The sequence below is a fragment of the Microbulbifer sp. ABE4_465 genome (genome assembly GCF_056160765.1).
Genome location: NZ_JBSWXV010000009.1, coordinates 1 through 22366, shown reverse-complemented (window position 1 = coordinate 22366; position 22366 = coordinate 1). Strand labels below are relative to the sequence as shown.

At 58.1% G+C, this 22366-nt stretch carries 17 protein-coding genes; 11 read left to right on the top strand and 6 right to left on the bottom strand.

The window, feature by feature from the left end; translation table 11 throughout:
* The first annotated feature begins 152 nt into the window (after positions 1–152).
* Positions 153–1550, top strand: coding sequence for an NAD-dependent succinate-semialdehyde dehydrogenase (locus ACXAG1_RS13830; RefSeq protein WP_475120005.1), 1398 nt, complete (start codon positions 153–155; stop codon positions 1548–1550).
* 76 nt (positions 1551–1626) lie between these two features.
* Positions 1627–2577, top strand: coding sequence for a LysR substrate-binding domain-containing protein (locus ACXAG1_RS13825; RefSeq protein ID WP_475120004.1), 951 nt, complete (start codon positions 1627–1629; stop codon positions 2575–2577).
* 133 nt (positions 2578–2710) lie between these two features.
* Here ACXAG1_RS13825 and ACXAG1_RS13820 read toward each other — a convergent pair whose 3' ends face one another.
* A complete protein-coding gene (locus ACXAG1_RS13820; protein ID WP_475120084.1) occupies positions 2711–3898 on the bottom strand; it encodes an extracellular catalytic domain type 1 short-chain-length polyhydroxyalkanoate depolymerase in 1188 nt (395 codons plus the stop codon).
* 365 nt (positions 3899–4263) lie between these two features.
* Between ACXAG1_RS13820 and ACXAG1_RS13815 the strand changes: the two genes are divergently transcribed.
* The 3 genes from ACXAG1_RS13815 to acs all read left to right on the top strand — a co-directional run bounded on the left by ACXAG1_RS13815 (position 4264) and on the right by acs (position 9472).
* The gene (locus ACXAG1_RS13815; RefSeq protein ID WP_475120003.1) at positions 4264–6165 is read left to right on the top strand and encodes a GNAT family N-acetyltransferase; all 1902 of its coding nucleotides are present in this window, start codon (positions 4264–4266) and stop codon (positions 6163–6165) included.
* 2 nt (positions 6166–6167) lie between these two features.
* The gene (locus tag ACXAG1_RS13810) at positions 6168–7094 is read left to right on the top strand and encodes a histone deacetylase family protein (RefSeq protein WP_475120002.1); all 927 of its coding nucleotides are present in this window, start codon (positions 6168–6170) and stop codon (positions 7092–7094) included.
* Between the two features lie 440 nt (positions 7095–7534).
* Positions 7535–9472 carry an acetate--CoA ligase gene (acs, locus tag ACXAG1_RS13805; protein WP_475091024.1) on the top strand — a complete coding sequence of 646 codons (1938 nt, stop codon included), beginning with the start codon at positions 7535–7537 and terminating at the stop codon, positions 9470–9472.
* A 182-nt stretch (positions 9473–9654) separates the two neighbouring features.
* On the opposite strand, the gene ACXAG1_RS13800 is transcribed toward acs, so the two are convergent.
* A complete protein-coding gene (locus ACXAG1_RS13800; protein WP_475120001.1) occupies positions 9655–12204 on the bottom strand; it encodes a TonB-dependent receptor in 2550 nt (849 codons plus the stop codon).
* Positions 12205–12576: 372 nt separating this feature from the next.
* Here ACXAG1_RS13800 and ACXAG1_RS13795 point away from each other — a divergent pair, with 372 nt between their 5' ends.
* The 3 genes from ACXAG1_RS13795 to ACXAG1_RS13785 all read left to right on the top strand — a co-directional run bounded on the left by ACXAG1_RS13795 (position 12577) and on the right by ACXAG1_RS13785 (position 13979).
* Positions 12577–13056: a YciI family protein gene (locus ACXAG1_RS13795; protein WP_475091022.1), complete on the top strand. Its 480-nt coding sequence runs from the start codon at positions 12577–12579 to the stop codon at positions 13054–13056.
* Between the two features lie 30 nt (positions 13057–13086).
* Positions 13087–13503: a RipA family octameric membrane protein gene (locus ACXAG1_RS13790; RefSeq protein WP_475091021.1), complete on the top strand. Its 417-nt coding sequence runs from the start codon at positions 13087–13089 to the stop codon at positions 13501–13503.
* 92 nt (positions 13504–13595) lie between these two features.
* On the top strand, positions 13596–13979 hold the full coding sequence (locus ACXAG1_RS13785) for a VOC family protein (RefSeq protein ID WP_475091020.1): 384 nt from the start codon (positions 13596–13598) through the stop codon (positions 13977–13979).
* A gap of 56 nt (positions 13980–14035) precedes the next feature.
* Here the strand turns inward: ACXAG1_RS13785 and ACXAG1_RS13780 are convergent, their stop codons facing one another.
* On the bottom strand, positions 14036–14587 hold the full coding sequence (locus ACXAG1_RS13780; protein WP_475091019.1) for a PadR family transcriptional regulator: 552 nt from the start codon (positions 14585–14587) through the stop codon (positions 14036–14038).
* A 321-nt stretch (positions 14588–14908) separates the two neighbouring features.
* Here ACXAG1_RS13780 and alaE point away from each other — a divergent pair, with 321 nt between their 5' ends.
* The 3 genes from alaE to ACXAG1_RS13765 all read left to right on the top strand — a co-directional run bounded on the left by alaE (position 14909) and on the right by ACXAG1_RS13765 (position 17767).
* Positions 14909–15508: an L-alanine exporter AlaE gene (gene alaE / locus ACXAG1_RS13775; protein ID WP_475091018.1), complete on the top strand. Its 600-nt coding sequence runs from the start codon at positions 14909–14911 to the stop codon at positions 15506–15508.
* Positions 15509–15860: 352 nt separating this feature from the next.
* Positions 15861–17288: a hypothetical protein gene (locus ACXAG1_RS13770; protein WP_475120000.1), complete on the top strand. Its 1428-nt coding sequence runs from the start codon at positions 15861–15863 to the stop codon at positions 17286–17288.
* Positions 17289–17413: 125 nt separating this feature from the next.
* On the top strand, positions 17414–17767 hold the full coding sequence (locus ACXAG1_RS13765) for a DUF4870 family protein (RefSeq protein ID WP_475091016.1): 354 nt from the start codon (positions 17414–17416) through the stop codon (positions 17765–17767).
* Between the two features lie 161 nt (positions 17768–17928).
* On the opposite strand, the gene ACXAG1_RS13760 is transcribed toward ACXAG1_RS13765, so the two are convergent.
* The 3 genes from ACXAG1_RS13760 to ACXAG1_RS13750 all read right to left on the bottom strand — a co-directional run bounded on the left by ACXAG1_RS13760 (position 17929) and on the right by ACXAG1_RS13750 (position 22216).
* Positions 17929–19188, bottom strand: coding sequence for a DUF945 family protein (locus tag ACXAG1_RS13760; protein ID WP_475119999.1), 1260 nt, complete (start codon positions 19186–19188; stop codon positions 17929–17931).
* 89 nt (positions 19189–19277) lie between these two features.
* Positions 19278–20198, bottom strand: coding sequence for a hydroxymethylglutaryl-CoA lyase (locus tag ACXAG1_RS13755; protein ID WP_475119998.1), 921 nt, complete (start codon positions 20196–20198; stop codon positions 19278–19280).
* A 14-nt stretch (positions 20199–20212) separates the two neighbouring features.
* On the bottom strand, positions 20213–22216 hold the full coding sequence (locus ACXAG1_RS13750) for an acetyl/propionyl/methylcrotonyl-CoA carboxylase subunit alpha (RefSeq protein ID WP_475119997.1): 2004 nt from the start codon (positions 22214–22216) through the stop codon (positions 20213–20215).
* Positions 22217–22366: the final 150 nt, after the last annotated feature.

Sequence of the window (22366 nt, the reverse complement as noted above, 5' to 3'; positions counted from 1 at the left end):
GCTTGACCCCTGGGCGGTCAATTAACACTATTGATCCAGCCATAGAGGTCACGGTGATCGCGGCCGTGACAAGTACATTGACTGGATAAAACATGCTTCAACTTAATGACCCTTCGCTACTGCGCACCAAAGCATTTGTTGCGGGACGCTGGGTGGATGAGCCCGGCCGGGGCGAGTTTTCCGTATTCAATCCTGCTGACGAGACGGTAATCGCATCCGTAGCCGATACCGGGCGACAAACCGTGCGAGCCGCCATCGAGGCGGCCACAGTGGCGATGGCTGAGTGGAGGCGACGCACAGCGAAAGACAGAGCAAATATCCTGCGCAATTGGTTTGATCTGATGCTCGCGAATACAGATGATTTGGCGCTTCTTATGACTTGGGAGCAGGGTAAGCCGCTGGCGGAATCGCACGCTGAAATTCACTATGCGGCGTCCTTTGTTGAGTGGTTTGCGGAAGAGGGAAAGCGTGCTTACGGCGATGTCATACCGGCGCACGCTACCGATGTGCGCCTGCTGACGGTGAAGCAGCCAGTGGGCGTGGTCGCCGCAATAACGCCATGGAATTTCCCGAGCGCGATGATTACCCGCAAGGCAGCGCCGGCACTGGCCGCTGGGTGCGCATTGGTCATCAAACCTGCCGCTGAGACGCCGCTTTCGGCGCTGGCCCTGGCGGAACTGGCGCACAGGGCGGGACTGCCAGACGGCATTTTGAATATTGTTGTCGGCACCGATGCCATTGGCATGGGCGAAGAGCTCAGCTGTCATCCACAAGTGCGAAAGTTGACCTTTACCGGATCCACTCGCGTGGGGAAACTGCTCATGGCCCAGTGCGCAGGAACTGTCAAGAAAACGTCGATGGAGCTTGGGGGCAACGCGCCTTTTATCGTATTTGATGATGCAGATCTGCCGACGGCGGTTTCCGGTGTGATGGCTTCAAAATTTCGCAACGCCGGTCAGACCTGTATCAGTGCCAACCGCATTCTGGTGCAGGAGGGGATCTACTCCGACTTTCTTCAAGAGCTGACCCGCGCGGTAAAAAAACTCAAGCTGGGCGATGGCCGCGATCCCGAAACCGATATCGGCCCCTTGATTACCGGAGCGGCTCTGGACAATGTCGATTCCCTGGTTCGGAATGCATTGGATTGTGGCGCCAGAGCGATGGCTGGAGGTCAGGTCTCAATTCTTGGTGGCGGGTTTTATGAGCCAACGGTACTTGCCGGCGTTACCCCAGAAATGAAGCTGTTTCGGGAGGAGATTTTTGGTCCAGTGGCACCTGTTGTCCGGTTTTCTTCGGAAGCTGAAGCCGTTGCGCTGGCCAACGATACTAGCGCCGGGTTGGCCGGCTATGTGTATACGCAAAATATTTCCAGGATTTTACGCATGACCGAAGAACTGGATTTTGGCATGGTTGGTGTGAACGAAAGTATGATTTCAACAGAAGTGGCACCCTTTGGCGGTGTGAAAGAGTCTGGTGTCGGTCGGGAGGGCTCCAGGTATGGCATCGATGACTATCTTGAGATCAAATATGTGTGCCTTCGAGGTATGTAGTTTTTTGTAGAAGTTGCCATTTATGGAATTTAACCCGAACCCATAATCTTACCAAGATACCGTTTGAGGCGATGAAGTGGCCAGGCATTACCCACCGCTGAACGCGCTGTTGTTTTTTATTACCGCCGCGCGCACCCTGAGTTTTACCCGAACGGCCGAGGAGTTGTTCGTGACCAGATCCGCCGTTAGCAGGCAGATCAAGGGGCTGGAAGATTTTCTCGGCACAAGCCTGTTCAATCGCGCAAAGTCAGGGTTGGAATTGACCCCGAGTGGCGTGAGCTATTCTAATGCGCTATCGCTTTGTTTTGCTGATATCAAATTGGCCACCGATACCATTCTGGGGCGCGAGGGGGATGGAAAATTCAAACTGGGTCTGTCGGCCACCTTTAATTCCACCTGGTTGATCGGGCGCCTGAACCGACTTCACGATCTGCATCCAGAGCTGGCCGTCGCCTTTGTTACCAACGCGTTGGATACCACGGAAGAATCGGTCGATTTCAGCAGCGGGGAAATGGATGCGGCGGTACGATTGGGAACAGGAAATTGGCCCGGGTGTCAGAGCGATAAGCTTGTGGATGTGCATATTCAACTGGTTTGCGCGCCTGAATTGCTGACAGCAGCTGGGACTGGCTTGTCGTTGCCCGAAATAGAGCAGCACCCATGGTTGGGGTACAAACACCTTCCCGAATTGTGGCCAAACTGGCTGGCCAAGGCCGGTGGTGACGCTTCGGCAATTGCCCGCAAGCGGATAATGGCGTTCGACAATGTTGCGGTGGCCGTGCAGGCCGCTGTGGACGGGCTTGGGATTATTCCCATGTACCGGCCGCTAGTCGACCCCTTGCTGGACTCCGGGAAACTGGTTGTTGCACACGAATTTACGATGCTTTGTGATAAAGCATACTATTTTGTGTGCCCCACCAGTTATACCGCCCACAAGCCGACGGTTTTGTTTCGAAAGTGGATCCTAGCTGAAGCACAAGATTTTATGCATCGACGGCCGGCATTGCGCAGTGCGCATGAGCGGTAATTTTTCTGGCTGGGTTTACTTGATTTTAGCTGTGCATCGAAATTCCCATGCGGAATATTCCGCCCCCGGAGCCGCAATCGAGCGCTCCGGAGGTATCTGGTTAGAATTGTAGCCGACGGATTAGCGTGCTCGGTTACGGGCAGCTACCCGCTTCAAAGTATCCTTCGCTGGTTTCCGAGACGGTGTTGTAGGAAAAGGGCCCGGAGAATGTGAGCTCTTCACCACTGCCTTTCGCGTAGTAGTGATACACCCAGTTGAAGTACCAGACGGTTGCTCGTTGCGGGGTGCTGTTGTAGTGGTATGTGTTGGCGGTTGTGTATTCTTTGCAGGTCCAGGCATCGCAGGCTAAATCACTGCCGCTGCAATTCTGGTCAATCCCGTCATCGCAAATTTCCGTGGCCGCCGGGTTGATGCTGGCATCCTGGTCATTGCAGTCACTGTTGGAACTGAATCCATCCCCATCGCTATCAATACCCGAGGCTCCGCCAATTCGACGATTGTTGTCAAAAAACCATTGGGTTACGTAGTTGGGGTAGTCCACTTTGGTGTGGACGAAATAGCCGGAGTTTCCGCCATTTCCAGTAGACCAGTCGTGTCCCATGCCGCTCACGGATATTCTGGATACACGAGGTCCCGTGGTGTCTGAGAAAATGACCTTGGTCCCGCCGCTTGCAATGCTAGTGGGCGGCCCCTCTGAGGTAGCACCGTATACTAGGCTCATGATATTAGCACCGTGCTGATTGAAGCCTGGGTCTACCGTCGAATCTGCATTTCCGTGAATGGTTGAATAAATCTGTGTCTCCAGATGTGAATTGTTGCTTCCTGCGAGATTGGCGCAGTGTGCTGCGGCATTTGCGTCGGAATAGTTCCAGGGGACGCTGGAGTACTGGTAGGTGGTGGTGCCGAGGCCGGGCCCCGCTGAGCTGCCGACGCCGGCAAAAATATCTGGCGCGAGGCAGGCAATCACATTGGCTTGGCCTCCGCCGGAGGAAAATCCGGTAATGTAAACCTGGTTCGGGTCAATATTCAGTGCGGCGCGGCCCGTCAGCTCAATGGCCAGATTGATAATTTCATTGTTGTGCTTGTTGCTTCGGGTGTGGTTCTCGCCATAGTAGTCCCAGCAGCTTATGTTCGATGCGCCCAGTCCCGGTACATCGGGCAGGGCGATAACCATTCCGAACTGATCCGCGGTGGGTTCCCAGTCCGCATGGTTTTTCATATCCGTATTGCTCATTGAGCAACCGTGAAGATTGATCATGAGTGCGCGTTTGTTATTGATTACTGGTGCTGTTGTCGGCAGATAGATGTGTACGGAATCCATGCCTGCCAGATAATGTTCGGTGGTCCAGTTGCCAGCGTGAGATTGGTTAGAAATGAACAGGCTGAATACTGTGGTTATAAATAGGACGCGGCAGAATTTCCCGCTTCCGTTGAGCGATCTCGGTTTCATTATTCTCACCATGCTTATAAGGTATTGTTATATTAACAAGCGTGTAGCAGCCGCGACTCTAAACATCCTGGTTACATTGCGTTTGTGACTGCTAATTGATGCTTGTCAATTCACAGGTTTTGGTCAAGTGATTTAAAATCACCGGGTGTCGACCTGAGATCACCATTGGGAAATTATTTTGGCCACAGCACCGATTACCATAGAATCACCCAATTGTTAGGAGCCCGCTAAATTCTATGTCGTCCCTGACAAGCCCCAAGACCAACGAACCTCTCGCCTGGGATCAGCTGCTAAAGAGCGGCTGCCGGATATTCCTCGGCTCTCACGCCGCTGTCCCCAATGAACTGATGGCCGACCTGGTCGCCAATAGTCGTGGCCTCAATGATATTGAAGTGACCCACGTCTTTACCCTGTCGGATAATTTCTGGGCCCAGCGCAAGTACGCCGAGCTGTTTACTGTAAACGCCCTGTATATCGGTGGCACCGCCGTGCGCAATGCGGTGGCGGAGGGGCGGGCGGACTATACGCCGACGTTTCTTTCCGAAGTGCCAAAACTGTTCAGTGATCATGTGCTGCCACTGGATGCCGCGCTGATCATGGTCAGCCCACCGGATGAACTGGGTTACTGCTCCCTGGGAGTGAGTGTCGATGTCGTGTCGTCCGCGGTGAAAAATGCCAGCACGGTCATTGCCCAGATCAATCCCTGTATGCCGCGCACCAACGGCCACACCTTTATCCACCGCGACCAGATCGACGCCTGGATGACCGCCGAGGCTGCAATCCCCGAATCACCGCCGCCGGAAATGGATCAGGCGGTCGAACAGATCGGGCAGTATGTGTCGGTACTGGTAGAAAATGGCTCCACCTTGCAGATCGGCATGGGCAAGGTGCACGATGCCGTGCTGCGCTACCTGGGCAATCACAAAGACCTGGGTGTGCACTCGGAAATGATTTCTGACGGCGTGGCCCAATTGATGAAAAGCGGTGTGATCAACAACCGCAAGAAAACCTATCACCGGGGAAAGACCATCACCAGCTACTGCATGGGTTCGAAAATGCTGTACGACTTTATCGACGGCAATCCCCATGTGGAGCTGTATCCGGCGGAGCATGTCAGCTCCCCGGTAAAAATCGCCCGCAACGACAAAATGGTCGCCATCAACAGTGCCATCGAGGTGGACCTGACCGGGCAGGTGGTTTCCGATTCCATCGGTAGTCGCCTGTACAGCGGTATCGGCGGGCAGGTGGATTTTATTCGCGGTGCAGCCCTGAGCAAGGGCGGTAAACCGATCATCGCTTTGCCGTCTACCGCGAAGGATAAAGATGGCAGGCTGGTCTCCCGCATCGTCGCGTCGCTCACCCCCGGTGGAGGCGTAGTGACCTCCCGCGCCCATGTGCATTACGTCGTCACCGAATATGGTATCGCCTCCCTGCGGGGGAAAAGCGTGCGCGAACGTACCCTGGAAATGATTCGAATCGCCCATCCGGATTTTCGCCGGGAACTGCTGGAAAAAGTGCGGGAATTCTACTGGGTGCCGGAATACCAGGAGCAGGCGCCCACCACCGTGCCGGAGCTGGGCCCGGTGGATCAGAAACGCTACACCTTTGACGGCATCCGCTATACTCTGCGTCCCCTGCGCCCGTCCGACGAGCGCAGGCTTCAGGAGTTTTTCTACACCCACAACAAAGAAACCCTGATGATGCGTTACAACCACCATGTCACGCAGATGTCCCGGGAAAAATCTTGCAGTCTGGTGAGTGTGGATCAGCGTAAAGATCTTGCCCTGTGCTTTACCGATCTCGACGGGGCCAGCGAGGTCATCCAGGGTGTTGGCCGTTATTACTATTACCAAGCCGACAACAGCTGCGAAGTAGCGTTCGTCATCAAGGAAAGCCGTCGCGGCAAAGGGATTGCTTCCACTCTATTGGAAGAAATGGAAAGCATCGCGCGCAAGCGGGGCATTCAAAAAATGTTTGCCTGCGTGCGTCGGGACAACAAGCCCATGCTGAAAATTTTTGAAAGTAACGGCTTCACCACACGCATGGGGGACTCCATGGACGAGCTCTATCTGGAACTGGATCTCACCCAAGACGAAAACAAAACAGACCGTGATGGCGACAGGGACGCGAGGAACTGACTATGGCGACCGTTGGATTTTTCTCAGACCCCGCCTGCAGCCGCCACGATATGGGCGAAGACCACCCGGAGTGTCCCGCGCGGCTCGATGCCATCCAGGACCAGCTGTTAAGCAGCGGCATGGAATACGTGCTGCGCTTCTTCGACGCCCCCCAAGCCACCCGCGCGCAGCTCGAGCGGGTACATACACCGGAATACGTCGCCTCCCTGTTTGATCGCGCCCCCAGCGAGGGCATCGAAGTCCTCGACGAAGATACCCGCATGACCCCCCACACTCTCGCCGCCGCATTACACGCCGCCGGCAGTGGTATCGACGCCGTGGATCGCGTCATTGCCGGGGAAATCAACGCCGCTTTCTGCGCCGTCCGCCCACCGGGCCACCACGCCGAGCGGGACAAAGCCATGGGCTTCTGCCTGTTCAACAACATCGCCATCGCCGCCGCCCACGCCCGCGCACAACACGGCCTCGATCGCGTCGCCATCCTCGACTTCGACGTCCACCACGGCAACGGCACCGAGGACTTTGTCGCCGGCCGCGAAGGTTACCTGCTCTGCTCCAGTTTCCAGTCCCCCTACTACCCGTTTAGCGGCACCGGCGACCTGCCCGACAACATCGTCAACTCCCCCCTCGAAGCCGGCGCCGGCGGCGATGCCCTGCGCCAAGTCGTGACCACCCAATGGCTGCCCGCACTGGAAAAATTTCAACCGCAGATGCTGTTTATCTCCGCCGGTTTTGACGGACATATCGAAGACACCATGGCGCAGCTGCGCTTCAAGGAAGAAGATTATTTGTGGGTAACCGAAAGACTGCGGGAGTACGCGGACAAGAATTGCGAAGGCCGAATTGTTTCCGCACTTGAGGGCGGTTATGCCCTGTCTGCACTGGGGCGCAGTGTGGTTGCGCATCTCAAAGGTCTGATTGGTAATTAACCGAACAAATACCCACAAGCTGATGAGAAGGTGGAGTGCCGGGTACGGGTTTTCAGGAGCGTCGCAAACAGGATGTTTGCGCCGCAGCGCCCAGGGATGGGTTAACAGCGGTCCTGAAAACCCGTACCCGGTGCTTCACCGCCACTAGACCTCTAAGTGGCCACCCCAAACCAAAACCAGAACCAACAAAAAGGCACCAGAATCCAACCCAAAGGTGGGAAACCGCAAACCCTGCACGCTATGATGAAATGAAAGGAGAGGTGACAGCGTTGTCATTTCTTGGCCGCCAGTGGTATAACTTATCGGGATAAATGCCCCAGGGTCCGCACGCGGACGCACCCGGGCAAACAACTGCGATGAATGCGCCGAAGCGATTGCTCACTTACAGCTCGCTTAACGGATGGCGCAGCAGCCCGATAATACTAATAAGGGAGAAAACGATGTCTGAAGTGCACACCTACCCGGTGCCCGAAACCTTCGCCGCCGATACCCTCGTCAACAAAGACGACTACCAGCGCATGTACCGCCAGTCGGTAGAAGACCCGCAAGCATTCTGGTCCCAGCAGGCCAACGACTTCCTGCAGTGGAGCAAGCCGTTCACCAAAGTGGTGGAAGAAGATCTGAAAAAAGGCCATGCGGCCTGGTTTGCCGACGGCGAACTGAATGTCTCCGTCAACTGTATCGATCGCCACCTTCCCACTCGCGCCGAGCAGACCGCGCTGATCTGGGAGGGCGACGATCCCGCCGACAGTAAAAACATCACCTACCGGGAATTGCACGAACAGGTTGGTCGCCTCGCCAATCTGCTGAAAGCCCGCGGCGTGAACAAGGGCGATCGCGTGTGCATCTACATGCCGATGATCCCCGAAGCCGCCTACGCCATGCTCGCCTGTACCCGCATTGGTGCGGTGCACTCGGTGGTCTTTGGTGGCTTCTCCCCGGACTCCCTGAAAGACCGTATTCTCGACTCCGACTGTCGCCTGGTGATCACCGCCGACGAAGGTGTGCGCGGTGGCAGAAAAGTACCGCTGAAAGCCAATGTAGATAGGGCGCTCGCGAGCTGCCCGGACGTACACACCGCCATCGTGGTCAAACGCACCGGTGCCAACATCGATTGGGACAGCAAACGCGACATCTGGTACGCCGAATCCGTCGCCGAACAGAGCACCGACTGCGCACCGGAGCCGATGAACGCGGAAGACCCGCTGTTTATCCTCTACACCTCCGGCTCCACCGGCAAACCCAAGGGTGTATTGCACACCACTGCCGGCTACCTGCTCGCTTCCACCATGACCTTCAAATACGCCTTCGATTACAAGGAAGGTGATGTGTTCTGGTGTACCGCGGATGTGGGCTGGATTACTGGCCACAGCTACATTGTGTACGGCCCGCTGTGTGCCGGTGCCATCTCGCTGATGTTTGAAGGTGTGCCCACCTATCCGGATGCCTCCCGCTGCTGGCAGGTGGTGGAAAAACACAAGGTGAATACCTTCTACACCGCCCCCACCGCAATCCGCGCTTTGATGGGTGCCGGCGACGACTTCGTCACCAAGTGCGACCGCAGCTCGCTGAAACTGCTGGGCACCGTGGGTGAACCGATCAATCCGGAAGCCTGGGAGTGGTACTACGACGTGGTGGGCGAAAAGCGCTGCCCGATCGTGGACACCTGGTGGCAGACCGAAACCGGTGCACACCTGATCACGCCGCTGCCCGGCGCCACTGCGCTGAAGCCGGGCTCCGCGACCAATCCATTTTTTGGTGTACAGCCGGCACTGCTGGACGAGAAAGGCCAGGAAATCGAGGGTGAAGGCGAAGGTGCGCTGGTGATGAAGGCCAGCTGGCCGAGCATGATTCGCAGCGTGTACGGCGATCATCAGCGCATGATCGACACCTACTTCTCCACCTTCCCCGGTTACTACTTTACCGGCGACGGCGCGCGCCGCGATGCCGATGGTTACTACTGGATTACCGGGCGTATCGATGACGTGCTGAATGTTTCCGGGCACCGTCTGGGTACCGCGGAAATCGAGAGCGCCATCGTGCTGCACGAGGATACTGCGGAGGCGGCGGTGGTGGGTTATCCCCACGATATCAAGGGCCAGGGTATCTACTGCTACGTGACTCTGAAAAATGGCCGCGAGCCGTCGGAAGAGCTGCGGAAGGAACTGATCGACCTGTGCGTACAGGAAATCGGCCCCATCGCCAAGCCGGATATCATCCAGTGGGCCCCGGGACTGCCGAAAACCCGCTCCGGCAAGATCATGCGCCGTATCCTGCGCAAGATTGCCAGTAACGAGCTGGATTCACTGGGGGACACCTCGACCCTGGCGGATCCGTCCGTGGTAGACGAGCTGGTGGATCATCGGGCCAATCGTTAAGTACCGCTGTTGCACACTTGTTTCGTTAATTTCTAACTAAGTGGCGGTGGCGCTACCGGGTACAGTCTTGTGAGACACGCCGTGAACCCATCCATGGGGGCTCTTCCGCGAGGTCCCTCTCGCGGAAGGTCTCACAAGACTGTACCCGGTATCGCCACCTTCGCCCTTAACTTCCCGTCTTATTAGAAGGTGTAGCTGAAGCCCAGCTCGTAAGTAGAACCGAACTCGTCGTACTGGGACAGGCGACTCTCGTTGCCGAAGTAGTAGAACTCCGGACGGTCGTTGAGGTTCATGGCCGCCGCGTTGATGGTCAGGTTGTCGTTGACCTCATACTTCGCGGTCAGGTCCACCTGCATGAAATCGCTGGTGTAGCGATCGTTCAGTGCGCTGTCACCGAGCTCGTCCAGGTACTTGTCGCGGTAGTTGGCGGCCAGGCGGATATCCCAGGCACCCTTGTCGTAACCGAAGGCCAGGTTGGCGGTGTTGCGGGCCTGCTTGACGTAGGGAGTGGTGCGGTCGCCAAAGGCGGAATCCGACGGCAGGTCGGTCTCCCCATCGGCAAAGGTGTAGTTGACCATCGCCAGCAGGCCGTTGTCCCAGGCGTGCTGCAGCGCCAGCTCCGCACCCCAGATGCGGCTGTCGTCCGCGTTGATGTAGGTTTCCATACGGTCCCACACGCGGTCGCGCAGTTCGGCGTCGCTTGCGCTCACTTCGACGATGGCGTCCTGGATGTCTTTGTAGAAAAGACCGCCGCCGATAAAGGTGCCTTCACCGACGTAGTACTCGTAGCTGACATCCAGGTTCCACGCAGTGGTCGGATCCAGGTAGGGGTTACCGCCCTCGATCTCGTTGTCTTCCAGGTCGATTTCCGCACCGGCGCTGGCTTCACCGAAGCCCGGGCGCACCAGGGAGCGGAACAGGCCGAGGCGCAAAACCTGGTCGTCGGCCAGTTGCAACTGCACATTCACCGACGGCGCGAGGAAACCGTAGTCATTGTTGTAGGCCACGTCGCCGGCATAGGCCTCGCCGTCGAACTGTTTACCGCGGTAGGTGGCGCTGGTGTCTTCGTAACGCAGGCCGTAGACGTAGGTGGCGAAGTCGGTATTGGTGGTAGCCATCAGGTAGCCGGCGAAAACATCTTCTTCCGCATACCAGTCTGCAGCGATGGATTCTTCTTCCTCGTCACCACTCATTTCATAGAGGTCCCCCGGCGCACGGCAGCTGGTGCCGTCGGACAGCGCAAAGCTGCCGTTGCCCAGGGTCGGGATCAGGTCGCGCACGCCGTCAAAGGTGGGCGAGGGGCCGTGGTTGTTGCCGAAGTAATCGCCGATTACGCGGTTGTCGTGCTCCGCCAGGGTCACATCGTCGATGGGCTCGTAGCCGCAGAAATCGAACTCGTTGTCCTTGTCGCGCTGGCGGTATTTGATGCCGTACTGCAGCTCGGTAACATCGTTCAGCTCCAGGTTCATATCCACACGCAGGCCGAAATCCTGGTCTGTGGAGAGGGCGGTTTCACTTTCCAGCGCCTTGAGGAAATAGTTCTGCGGGTCGTACAGCTCGGCGGCGTAGTTCAGCACCGGTTTTTTCGGGTCGCTGTTGTCGTAGGTCATCGGCGTATCGAGTTCGATACTGCGGTAGATGGCGTTCCACTTGTCAGTGTCGTCCTGCTCCGCCTGTGAGCCGAAGATTTCCGCTTTCAGGGTGCTGCGCTCACTCAGCTGGAATTCACCGCCGAACTGGGCGGAGCTGATGCTGCGCACCTCAACGCGCGGGCGGGATTCGGTATCCATGCGCTGGGTCGGGTAGGTGGCGATGTCACCGTCGACAACAGCATCGTCTTCCAGGGAGCGGGTTTCCCACTTGGCGCGATCTTCGGTGTCGGTGTATTCGTTGTGGAAGAAGCGCGCGAAGTAGCTGTTGCCGCTGTCGGCCTGGTAATCGAAGTTCAGCACCACACCCTGGCGCTCGCGTTCCAGGTCGTAGTAGCGCATTTCGAAATCGGAGTCGATGGCTTCGTCGCCCCAGCCACCGGTTTCGTTATTGCGCGCGACGATGCGACGGGTCTGGTCGCTGACCACCATGGCCACGCCCAGCTCGCCGTCCTGCAGGCGGAAGCGGTTGGTGGCGGTAACGGCGAGCTTGGGGTTGTTCGCGTCTTTGGTCAGCTCGTTGTAAGAGGTCTCGGCTTTGACCTTGCTGTGGAAGCCGTCGTATTTGAATGCGCTGATGGTTTCCAGATCGATGGCGCCACCGATGGTGTCCGCGTCCAGGTTGGGCGTCAGGGTTTTGTACACGGTCATGGAGTCGAGCATGTCCGAGGGCACGCCGTCCAGCATTACGCCGCGGCGGTTTTCCGGAGAGGCGGTGCTCACGCCGTTGATGGTCATGGCGTTCAGGTCGGTGTTCATTCCACGCACGGATACGTAGCGGCCTTCCCCCTGGTCGTTTTCTACCATGATGCCGGGCAGACGGCGCAGGGATTCGGAGACGTTGGTATCCGCAAAATTGCCCATGGCGTCAGAATCTACAACGCTGGATGCTTTATCGGAAGTCCGTTTTTTCTCCAGTGCGTTGGCCAGTGCCGCGCGGGAGCCTCCGTAGACCTCGACTTCTTCCATGCTTTCGACACTTTGCTGTGCCGTTGCAGAACCGGAAGCGGCAAGGCCGATTACCAGGGCAAGTAGTGTCTTTTCGCCGGAAAATCTTGGGAATTTGCGTGTGTTTTGGCGCATGGTAAGAGTCCTTAAATTATATTGTCCTGAACGTTTTTGTTGATTTACCGGCCGGGGAGAGTAGGGCGTTTTTATTGCAACGGAGTGAAAGTATTGTGAATGACCGATTGCGCGGCCCAGGGTCATCTGTATGGATTCATGCTGACCTACGGCGCACGGGGAATTTCCCCGAACCGTTTCATCGGGGGAGGGGAGCCAATTTGGAATGACGGGCAGGCTTGATCGCGGGTTAGAGCGCGGTGGACCCAAGGGGTTTTTGTTGGGGGAATACTACTGAGCGTATACTGAGGCGCAGTAATATCGATGTAATGGCCGTACAGTAAGGAAGGCGGCCTCGACGCCGCTGTTAATAACAATACGCGAGAAAACTCAATGCTACTTCAATCATGGGGCCGGGCCGCGTTGCTTCTGGCCTGTCTCAGCTTGTGGGCCGGCGCCAGTGTGGCGGACTCCGGCAACGATAAAGCCAATCACGATCCGCAGCTCGCTGCTGAACTCGGTGCCGATAAATATGGGATGCACAAATATGTGCTGGCGCTGCTGAAGGCGGGCCCCAACCGCGATCAGGATAAAGTGGCTGCAGCGGAGTTGCAGCGTGCCCATTTGGCAAACATTCAGCGATTGGCGAATGAGGGTGTACTGGTGCTCGCCGGCCCCTTTCTGGACGGTGGTGAACTGCGTGGTATTTATATCTTCGATGTAGATACCGTGGAAGAAGCGCGCAAGTTGACGGAAACCGACCCGGCAATTCAGGCTGGGCGCCTGGTCATGGAGTTGCACCCCTGGTACGGTTCCGCGGCGGTGAAAACCGTTAATGGTGTTCACAGCAAACTTGCTCAACAGTCTCCCTAATCACCCAATAATCAATACAGAGTCCGACGCGTGAACGAACAGCAGTACCTGTGCGACCACTACCGTTTTAACGCGGAACAGCGGTTAAAAGCCTTCAATTTTTTTGTAGTCCTGTCCATGTTTGCCGATGGCGGTGTCTTCACTGCCGTGGAGAAGGGATTTCACCCTCTGATTCTGGTATTGCTCGGCGGTTTTGTGGTGATTGTATCTGCGGTGTTTTGGGTGATGGATATGCGCAGCCGTCAGCTGCTGAGCCTGGCGGTGCCGGGGCTGCGTGCGGCCGAAGCGCAGTTGCCGGAAGCGGCACGGGTATTCACCCGCGATGTCCATTCACAGGGCAGCTGTATCCGCTATACGGTCGCCATTCGCGCCCTGATACTGGGGCAGTTTTTCTGCGGTAGCGCCGTGGTCATTTACGGATTTCTGGCGTACTTCACCGTTGTATAGCATCTCCCCGCGGGGCACTGCCAACGGCTTTTTTAGCTCCTATCTATACTGAGTTCTTTCAGTGGGAAAATGTTCGCGCCAAGGGGGCTACCATGCTGGATCATATTGGTCTGATCGTGCACGACTACGACCGCAGCAAAGCGTTTTACCAGGCCGCTCTGGTACCCCTTGGGTATGAGTTGGTCATGGAAATGGGCGACTGGGCCGGGTTTGGTTGGGGCGGTAAACCCCAGCTGTTGATCAAGGGCGGCTCCAGCACATCACCCGCACTGCAACTTGCATTCAGCGCGGAAGACCGGGACACCGTGCACCGGTTCTACAAGGTCGCGCTGGAAGCCGGTGCCTCGGAGAGTGTGGGTAATGGCGCTCCGGGACTGCGCCCGGAAATTCACGATAATTACTTCAGTGCCTTTGTACTTGACCCTGACGGGCACAAGATCGAAGTTGTGTGCCATATCCCTGCGGACGCCTTTTGATCCGATAACCACAGCGGGCACACTTTCCACCATCCATATGGCCGGGTATTACGCGCTCAGCGTCGCGGCCTGATTTCCTCGTCCAGGCGAGCCAGCAACTGCTCTGCCCAGCGAATCCAGGTTTTCTCCGTTTCAATGCCCAGCAACAGTGGCTGATGGGATATCCACAGTCTCTGTTGCTGTTCTGCCGGGCGTCGGTAGAAACGGGCATTCTGTGCCTCGTAGGTGGCAAGTTTGTCCCGGTGTTGAACCAGGTGGTTGGCGAGCTCTGCGCGCATCTGCACCGCAGACAGGTGGTGGCCGGCAAAAACCTGAATCAAGAATGGGTCGCGGATCTTTTGTGCAGCGGCGGGCTGTGTAATCCAGGATGCCAGCGCATCCCGCCCGGCATCGGTCAGGCTGTAGATCTTTTTGTCGGGGCGGCCATTCTGGCGCTCCTCGACACAGTCCAGCAGTCCCTCGTGGTGCAGCTTGTGGAGCTCCCGGTACATCTGCTGATGACTGGCGCTCCAGAAGTGGTTGACACTGCGCTCGAAACGGCGTTTCAGGTCGTAGCCACTGCCGGGCTCGATATCCAGTAGGCTGAGCACGGCAAATCTAAGGGACATTGTGGATCTCGACAGTCAAATCAAAGGGCGATGTATGCGCAAAGTTGCATAGCCCCGTAGTGTACGGTGCCTTCCCTGAAGGAGGTAGTTTCAGGGGCGGAGGACGATATACTCCGGGCAGCCCTATTAGGATGTTAATTGCGGATATTTACTTGAGGTAGGATGCTCATGTTGGGTGTTAATGAAAATATAATATGAAGGGACTGGAAATTACGGTTTTGGTGGATATAATCGCAGCCGCCACCAAAAGTGGCTGAATAATGTTCAATAGCAGTAATCCGCCGTGGCCAAAAGCCACCGAACGTCAGGTCCAGTGTCAGCATGTCGCCCCAATCTCTGTCTCAGGCTACCGAAGCCATTCCTGTCTCCCCGCCGGTGATGGCGCTGGAGGACGAAAAGCCGGTTGAGACATCCCAGTGCACCAATTCCCAGCTGAATCAGCGCCGCAACCGTCGCACCCGCTGGAGTGAGTGGCTCCTCGATGTGTTCGCCATGAACAGCTTCTCATGGGCAATTGCGATACCCATCGAGTTGATGCTGGCGGGAATGAGCTGGCGGGAACACCTGAAGGTTCGACTGCTCGCGGTGGTGTTCAACACCTTGATCGCGCGCCCGTTCAGTCTCTACCGAAACTGGATTGTGGGGCGTTTTGGCCGTGGCAGCGCGTTGCACAACTATGGTGTGGATACCTTTGTATTCCTCAGCTTCCAGCTGCCTCTTTACACGGCCAATATGCTGCTCGGAGGTGCTTCTGCGGGTGAAATCGCCACTGCCTGCGCGACCTTTGCTCTGATCGCGGGTGTACTCGGGCGGCCCTACGGTATGTACCTGGATTGTCTGCGGCGACTGTGGAGCCGGGGTCTGGGGCACCGCAATGGCGCGGATTGCGACCCGGCTGCGGCCGAGTTGGAGCGGGCGTAATAGCTTGTAATGCCCGGTAGTTGACTTGCGCATGGGTCCTGCCTTCAAATGCGCCCAGCAAGAACTCCGTCGCATTTTGAAATTTTGGCGTAGAATAGTCTTATGCGGTGCCTGGTTTGGTGTAAGGCCATGCCAGTACCGGGCAGGATGCCCTGGTCGCCGCCAGACACAAGTCTAAAAGCGCACAGTGTGCGTATACAGGATACGAAAGACTTGCCGGGCCGCCCAACCCGGCGAGATATCCACCCTGAGTAAGTCACTTCCCGTGGAATTCCCGCGAGAAATCATTCCGACAGGGGTATGGGCCGGGTTGCAGGAATAGCCCGAACTTTTAGTGGTTACAAGGAAGATAATGACCATGACCTACTGCCGTACGGTGAGTAGCACCTGCGATGGTGCCAGCGCCAGAGCGATCCGCCGGCTACCTACCCAGTGTTGGGTAGTGGGTGGCCGTATTATTGTGGCTGTTGCCGCGCTGACCCCCACCTTTGCCTCTGCCTTTCCCGGGCAGGCCATACTCCTCGAGAATCGCCTCCCCCTGATTTGGATTCTGCTTACTGCGGTCGCCCTGGTTGCCAGTCTTCTGGTGAGCATGCGCCTGCGTGCCCGGCTGCAAGCCGCGCAGGATGCGGCGGCTGCCAAGGTTGCAGACCTGCAGGCGGAAAACGCAAAGCTGTTCCGCCAGGTGCAAACCCGGGTGCACGAGTTGATGGAGCGCGACAAGCAGCTTGAGGAGGCGAGGGTTGCTGGGGAACAGGCGGAGGAAGAACATCGGGACTTCCTGTCCCTCAGTGGGCACCGTATGCGCAAGCCACTGGAAACACTGGTAAGCACCATGAGTCTGCTGTCCCGTGGCGGCGATGATGAGACCCGCCACCTCGCAGAGGCCGCGCTCGGACAGTGCCGTGCGTTGCGCAGTACCATTGAAGAAATTCAGCGCGCTGGCCAGGGCAGTCCTCAGGGGCTTGGGCCTGCTGCAGCGCCCCCCGTGTCGATCGAGGAGGCGCAGCGTGAGCTGTATATATTGCTGGTGGAAAACGACAGCCACCCAAGTCTGCGCCCGCGCCTCGAAGCCAGTGGCCACAAGGTGCGCCGGGAAACCAATGGCATCGATGGCGCCGAGGCGGCGCTGAAGGCGAAATACGATCTGGTACTGATCGATGTGCGTTTGCCGCTGATTGACGGTGTCGAGACTGCGCGCAAGATTCGCGGGGATTTTGCCAATGAGAGCCTACTGATCTTCGGCATGCTGGACAGCGTCAACAAGGGAGATCGCGAGCGCTTCGCCGGCCGCGGCCTCTCCGGTGTTCTCCCTTCCAACCCCTCGGACACACAATTGGTGCAGTTGTTGAGTTGGGTGGATCAGAAAACCCAGCCGAAATCGACGCCGAGCAAGCCTGCGCGTGCCAGCAAGGTGCTGAACTCCAGTACCCTGGAGCGCCAGCGAGATACCCTGGGACATCTGGCATTCTCCGAATTGCTTGGCGACCGCCTCGCCAACTTGCCGAAGAAGATCACCGCGCTTACCAGTGCTCTGACCGGCCGCCACTGGCTCGATGCACAGCACCAGGCCCAGGCGATTGCCGCTGAAGCAGAGAGTGTTGGTTTGGAAGTGGTCGCTGCGCGCTTGAAGGCGCTGTCTGCGCGGCTGTCCATCGACAGCGAGCGGGATTATTGTCGCCACCAGCGCACGGAAATACTCGGGCTGATGCGTTCCTCAATCCAGCAGCTGAAAGCCTGGCGGGAGAAAAATGTGCATACCGAGTGGGCACTGCGCTAGCTTGCTACAGGGTGCGAGTGCGACAGGCAACGGGGTGGCCGCGACAACTTGCGTGCCCGTGTGCTTATCGGTGGCGGAATTAGCACTTACACTTAAGCGTTGAATAATCGATTGGAAACTGAACCATGTCCGAGCATTATCCCGCCGAGCAACAATCCGAACGCGAGCGCTCCGGGCGCGACATCGCCACTCTGGTATACCTTATTCAGGCGATCAGCATTTTCACCGCGGTGCCGTTTTTTGTTGGCGTGATTATCAACTATGTGAAGCTGGGGGATGTGCGCGGCACCGTTGCCGAGTCACACTTCCGTTGGCAGATTCGCACCTTCTGGTACAGCCTGTTGTGGTTTGTGATTGGCTGGGCAACCGTGTGGATTCTGGTGGGCTTCGTGGTCTGGGGAATCAGCTGGGTGTGGGTGTGCTATCGGGTGATACGCGGCTGGTTGACCCTGTCGGAGAACCGGCCGGCCTATTCCTGAGGCGGTACGGTGACAGAATTTTGATGTTCCGGTTTTAGTAGTACCGGTTTTAGTAGTACCAATTTTAGTAGTACCGATAAACGGTGAGAGAAACCGTTGGAGCGGCCAATTGGCCGCTCTTTTTTTGCCTGCTGGCTGGCGGTATTGCCAGTGGCTGGTCGTTAGATTCCGCCCATCAATGCCAGTACAAACAGGTCGGCGGGCAATAGCTGTCCATTCACTTCGAGATTGCCGTGATCCAGTTGCAGGTGCATGGTCAGCTGGCCGTCCTTTTCCTGCATAAACCCGTATTGTTTCAGCGCACTGGCCTGCATGATCAGGGGTGACTGCATCAGGGCCTGCTCCGCAGCGGAAATATTTGCACTGCCGTTCAGGTTGTCGAGCCAGAACAGTTTGCTGTTCTGTACGTTGCGGTTGCGTGGCATGCCCTTCCAGTCCACGTCCAGCTGCAGCTGTAACGGGCCATTTGCGGTCTGGATGTCCAGCTGTTGCTGTGCCTGCAGTGGGCGCTGGAACACCACCGGCCAGCTGCGCTGGTGGGAGGGAGTCAACATCAGGTTGTAGAGAAAGTGGTGCAGATCGTCGTAGCTGATGGATGGCAGGTTGATCTGCTGAGTCATGCTGCTGGCCGGTGTGGAAGACTGGATCTCGGGCAATTTGATCCCGGCCAGAACCTTGAGGGTGCGTGGTGCCACCAGTTCACTGGCGTACTCCAGCTCCACGTCCCGCAGCTCGAGTGGGCCGTTGTCGTTATTGGCGCGCACCAGCGGCAGTGTGGCATGCAGGGTGCCGGCACCTGAGGGTGCCAGGGCAAATTCGCCCTGAGCGGACTGCAGGTACAGTGCTTCGCGGTGGCCGTCCATGCGCACAAACTCGCCCAGCTCAAAGCGGCTGTCTCGCTGCTTGCCCTGGTAGTCCGTCACAAAGCGGATCTCGCCCCCCTTGAACAGGATCTGCTGGTCCGCCACGACACGCTCGATGGGCTGCAGAAACAGGGTATTGATCACCCGGTTGTTGGCAGCCACCAGTGTTTCCAGCACGACAGGGCTGTCGTCCACACTCGTGCCAATAGGACCGTAGTAGGCTTCCAGCTGATGGCGCAGCACCGGTTCCAGCTGTTTGCCGGTGAGGCGGGTTTCCGCATAGAGGGCGCCCACTCTGGGGCCGCTGCGGGTAAACAGAACCGGGCCGTGCTGGATTTCACTGAAGGTTTCAGTGGCGCCCTCTTTCCCTTTTAACAGGGTCAGCGCCTCAGCGCCGAACCAGCCGCGCTGGTAACCGTTCAGGTCAATATTCGGCTGCTGGGCGAGTTGCTGTTGCAGAGCTTCCTCGACCTTGGGGCCAATCAGGCCCGGTGCGATGAGCGCAGCCAGCAACAGCACGGCGGTGGTGGTAATCAGGAGTATACGTAAGGCTTTCATGTGGTCAAAAATCGGGCGTCGTAAACGAGGGGCCCGATAGTATCAGATCGCGATGAATCTGGTGACCTTGTGCGCAATACCGCCGCGGCTCAGTCGCCGTCGATGACGCCGGGCTCGCCGGCAATGGCGCGGGCAACTTTAGAGCCGCTGTCGCGCCCCAGTGCCCGTGAGATAAAGTTGCCGGCCCTGGCCAGACGGGCGAGGTCGACGCCGGTGTGAATACCCAGTCCGTCCAGCATGTAGAGCACATCTTCGCTGGCCACATTGCCGGAGGCGCCGCGGGCATAAGGGCAGCCGCCGAGTCCGGCCACCGCGGAATCCACCACGGTGATTCCGGCTTGCAGGGCGGCGTAGATATTCGCCAGCGCCTGGCCGTAGGTATCGTGGAAGTGCACCGCCAGCTTTTCCATGGGCACCTGTTGCGCCACGGTCTCGATCATATAGCGGGCCTTGTCCGGGGTGCCGACGCCGATGGTGTCGCCGAGGCTGATTTCATAGCAACCCATATCCAGCAGCGCTTTACTGACCTCTGCCACCTTCTCGGCCCTGATGTCGCCCTCGTAGGGGCAGCCGAGTACACAGGACACGTAGCCGCGCACCGGAATGCCGTCGATGCGCGCCTGCTCCGCCAGCGGACGGAAGCGATCCAGGCTTTCCTCGATGGAACAGTTGATGTTTTTGCGGGTGAAGCTCTCCGACGCCGCACCAAATACCGCGACCTCGTCCGCCCTGGCATCCCGCGCGCGCTCGTAGCCCACCATATTGGGGGTGAGGGTGCTGTAGGTGACGCCGGGCACGCGGCGGATACCGGCGAGCACTTCCTCGCTGGCCGCCATCTGCGGTACCCATTTGGGGCTGACGAAGCTACCGGCCTCAATCACCTTGAGACCGCTGTTGCTCAGCAGGTCGATGAGTTGCACCCGGGTCTCTACGGAGATGGGTTGTTTCTCATTCTGCAGGCCGTCTCGCGGGCCTACTTCGACCATTTTTGCTCGCTCCGGAAGTGCCATCGAAAATACTCCAGTTAGCCTTCGGCGGTTTCTGCGCTGAAGTCGATCAACAGGCTGCCGCCATCCACCAGCTCGCCGGCGGCGCAGAAGAATTGATTCACGGTGCCGTCTGCCGGCGCACGCAGGGTGTGTTCCATCTTCATCGCCTCCATCACCAGCAGCGGCTGGTCTTTGCTGACCCTGGCTCCGGGCTCCGCCAGCAGGGTGACGATGGTGCCGTTCATCGGCGCTTCCAGGCCGTGGGCGGCATCGGCGCTTTCGCCGGTGTCCGGCGGAAGGATTTTAAAGTCCACCTGCTCGCCACTGACAAATACCGTGCCCTCATTTCCATGAGCCACGCTGGAATAGTTCACCCGGCGCCCGTCGAGCACCGCCACATTCTGACCGTGTAGAGCGGCAACGGTGCCGCTCTGATTGTCCACGGCGGCGCTGCACTGCCAGCGCAGGTTGTCTTCGCTGCCGGAGAAACGGATTTCAATCTCACGGCCGTGCACTTCGATTTTTTTACTGCGCCAAACGGTGAGGCCGTTGCGCCAGTTGTTGCCGCTGTGCCATGGAGAGAAAGGGTCGGCTTTCGGCGCGGAGCGGTGTTGCGCACGCGCTTCGCTGTGGAACAGAAAGGCGGCAATGGCGGCACACTGCTGGGAGCGCAGCTGTTGTTCCTGCTGCAGGATTTCCTGTTCGTGATCTTCGATAAAGTGCGTATTGACGCGACCGTTCACGAAGGCGGTGTGATTGATGACCCGGCGCAGAAATTCGATATTGTGGCGCAGTCCGGCAATCTGATACTGCTGCAGGGCGCGGTCCATTTTTGCCAGGGCCTCGCGGCGGTTGCGACCGTGCACGATCAGTTTGGAAATCATCGGGTCGTAGTGCACGCTGATTTCGTCGCCGGTCTGCACGCCGGTGTCCACGCGCACGGATTTGTCTTCCGCGGGCGGTTGGTGCCGCAGTAACTTACCGGTAGCCGGCAGGAAGTCGTTGTCCGGATCTTCCGCGTAGATACGCACTTCAAAAGCGTGCCCGATAATACTGAGTTCTTCCTGGGCCAGTGGCAGGGAGTCACCAGCGGCCACCGACAGCTGCCAGGCAACCAGGTCCTGGCCGGTAATCATTTCGGTAACCGGGTGCTCTACCTGCAGGCGAGTGTTCATCTCCATAAAATAAAACGAACCGCCGGCATCCAGCAGGAATTCCACGGTACCCGCGCCCACGTAACCGATGGCGTGGGCGGCGCGCAGGGCGGCCTCGCCCATTTTCTTGCGCGTCTCGGCGGACAGGCCGGGCGCCGGGGCTTCTTCCACCACTTTCTGGTGGCGGCGCTGTACCGAGCAGTCGCGCTCGAACAGGTATACGCCCTTGCCCTGCTTGTCACAGAACACCTGGATTTCCACGTGGCGCGGATTCACCACGTAGCGCTCGATCAACATGATGTCGTCGTTGAAGGCGTTGCGCGCTTCGCGCTTGGCGGCGTCCAGTGCTGCGTGGAATTCGTTGGGGTTGTCGACCCGACGCATACCCTTACCACCGCCACCGGCGGCCGCTTTGAGCAGTACCGGGTAGCCGATGCGGTTGGCGTGGCCTTCGAGAATGCCGGGGTCCTGGTTCTGGCCGTGGTAGCCGGGCACCAGGGGTACATTGGCCTCTTCCATGATCCGCTTGGCGGCGGATTTGGAGCCCATGGCGTCGATGGCGGCGGCGGGTGGGCCGACAAAGATGATGCCGGCTTCTTCGCATGCGCGGCAGAAGTGGGCATTCTCGGAGAGGAATCCGTAGCCGGGGTGGATGGCGTCGGCGCCGGTGCGTTTGGCGGCGGCGAGGACTTTGTCGATGTCCAGGTAGGATTCTTTGGCCGGGGCGGGGCCGAGGTGTACGGCTTCGTCGGCCTGCTGGACGTGCAGGGCGTTGGCATCTGCGTCAGAATAAACCGCGACGGTGGCGACGCCGAGGCGACGCGCGGTGCGGATAATACGACAGGCAATTTCGCCACGGTTGGCGATCAGCAGTTTGCGAATCATAGCTGGCTCTGTTTGGTCTTTTCCGGGCTCTATTCGAGCTCTGTTCCGGCTCAGTGGCGGCCGGTCACCGGGTGTCGGTTTTCAGGACCGCTGTAAACCCATCCCTGGGCGCTTCGGCGCAAACATCCTGTTTGCGACGATCCTGAAAAC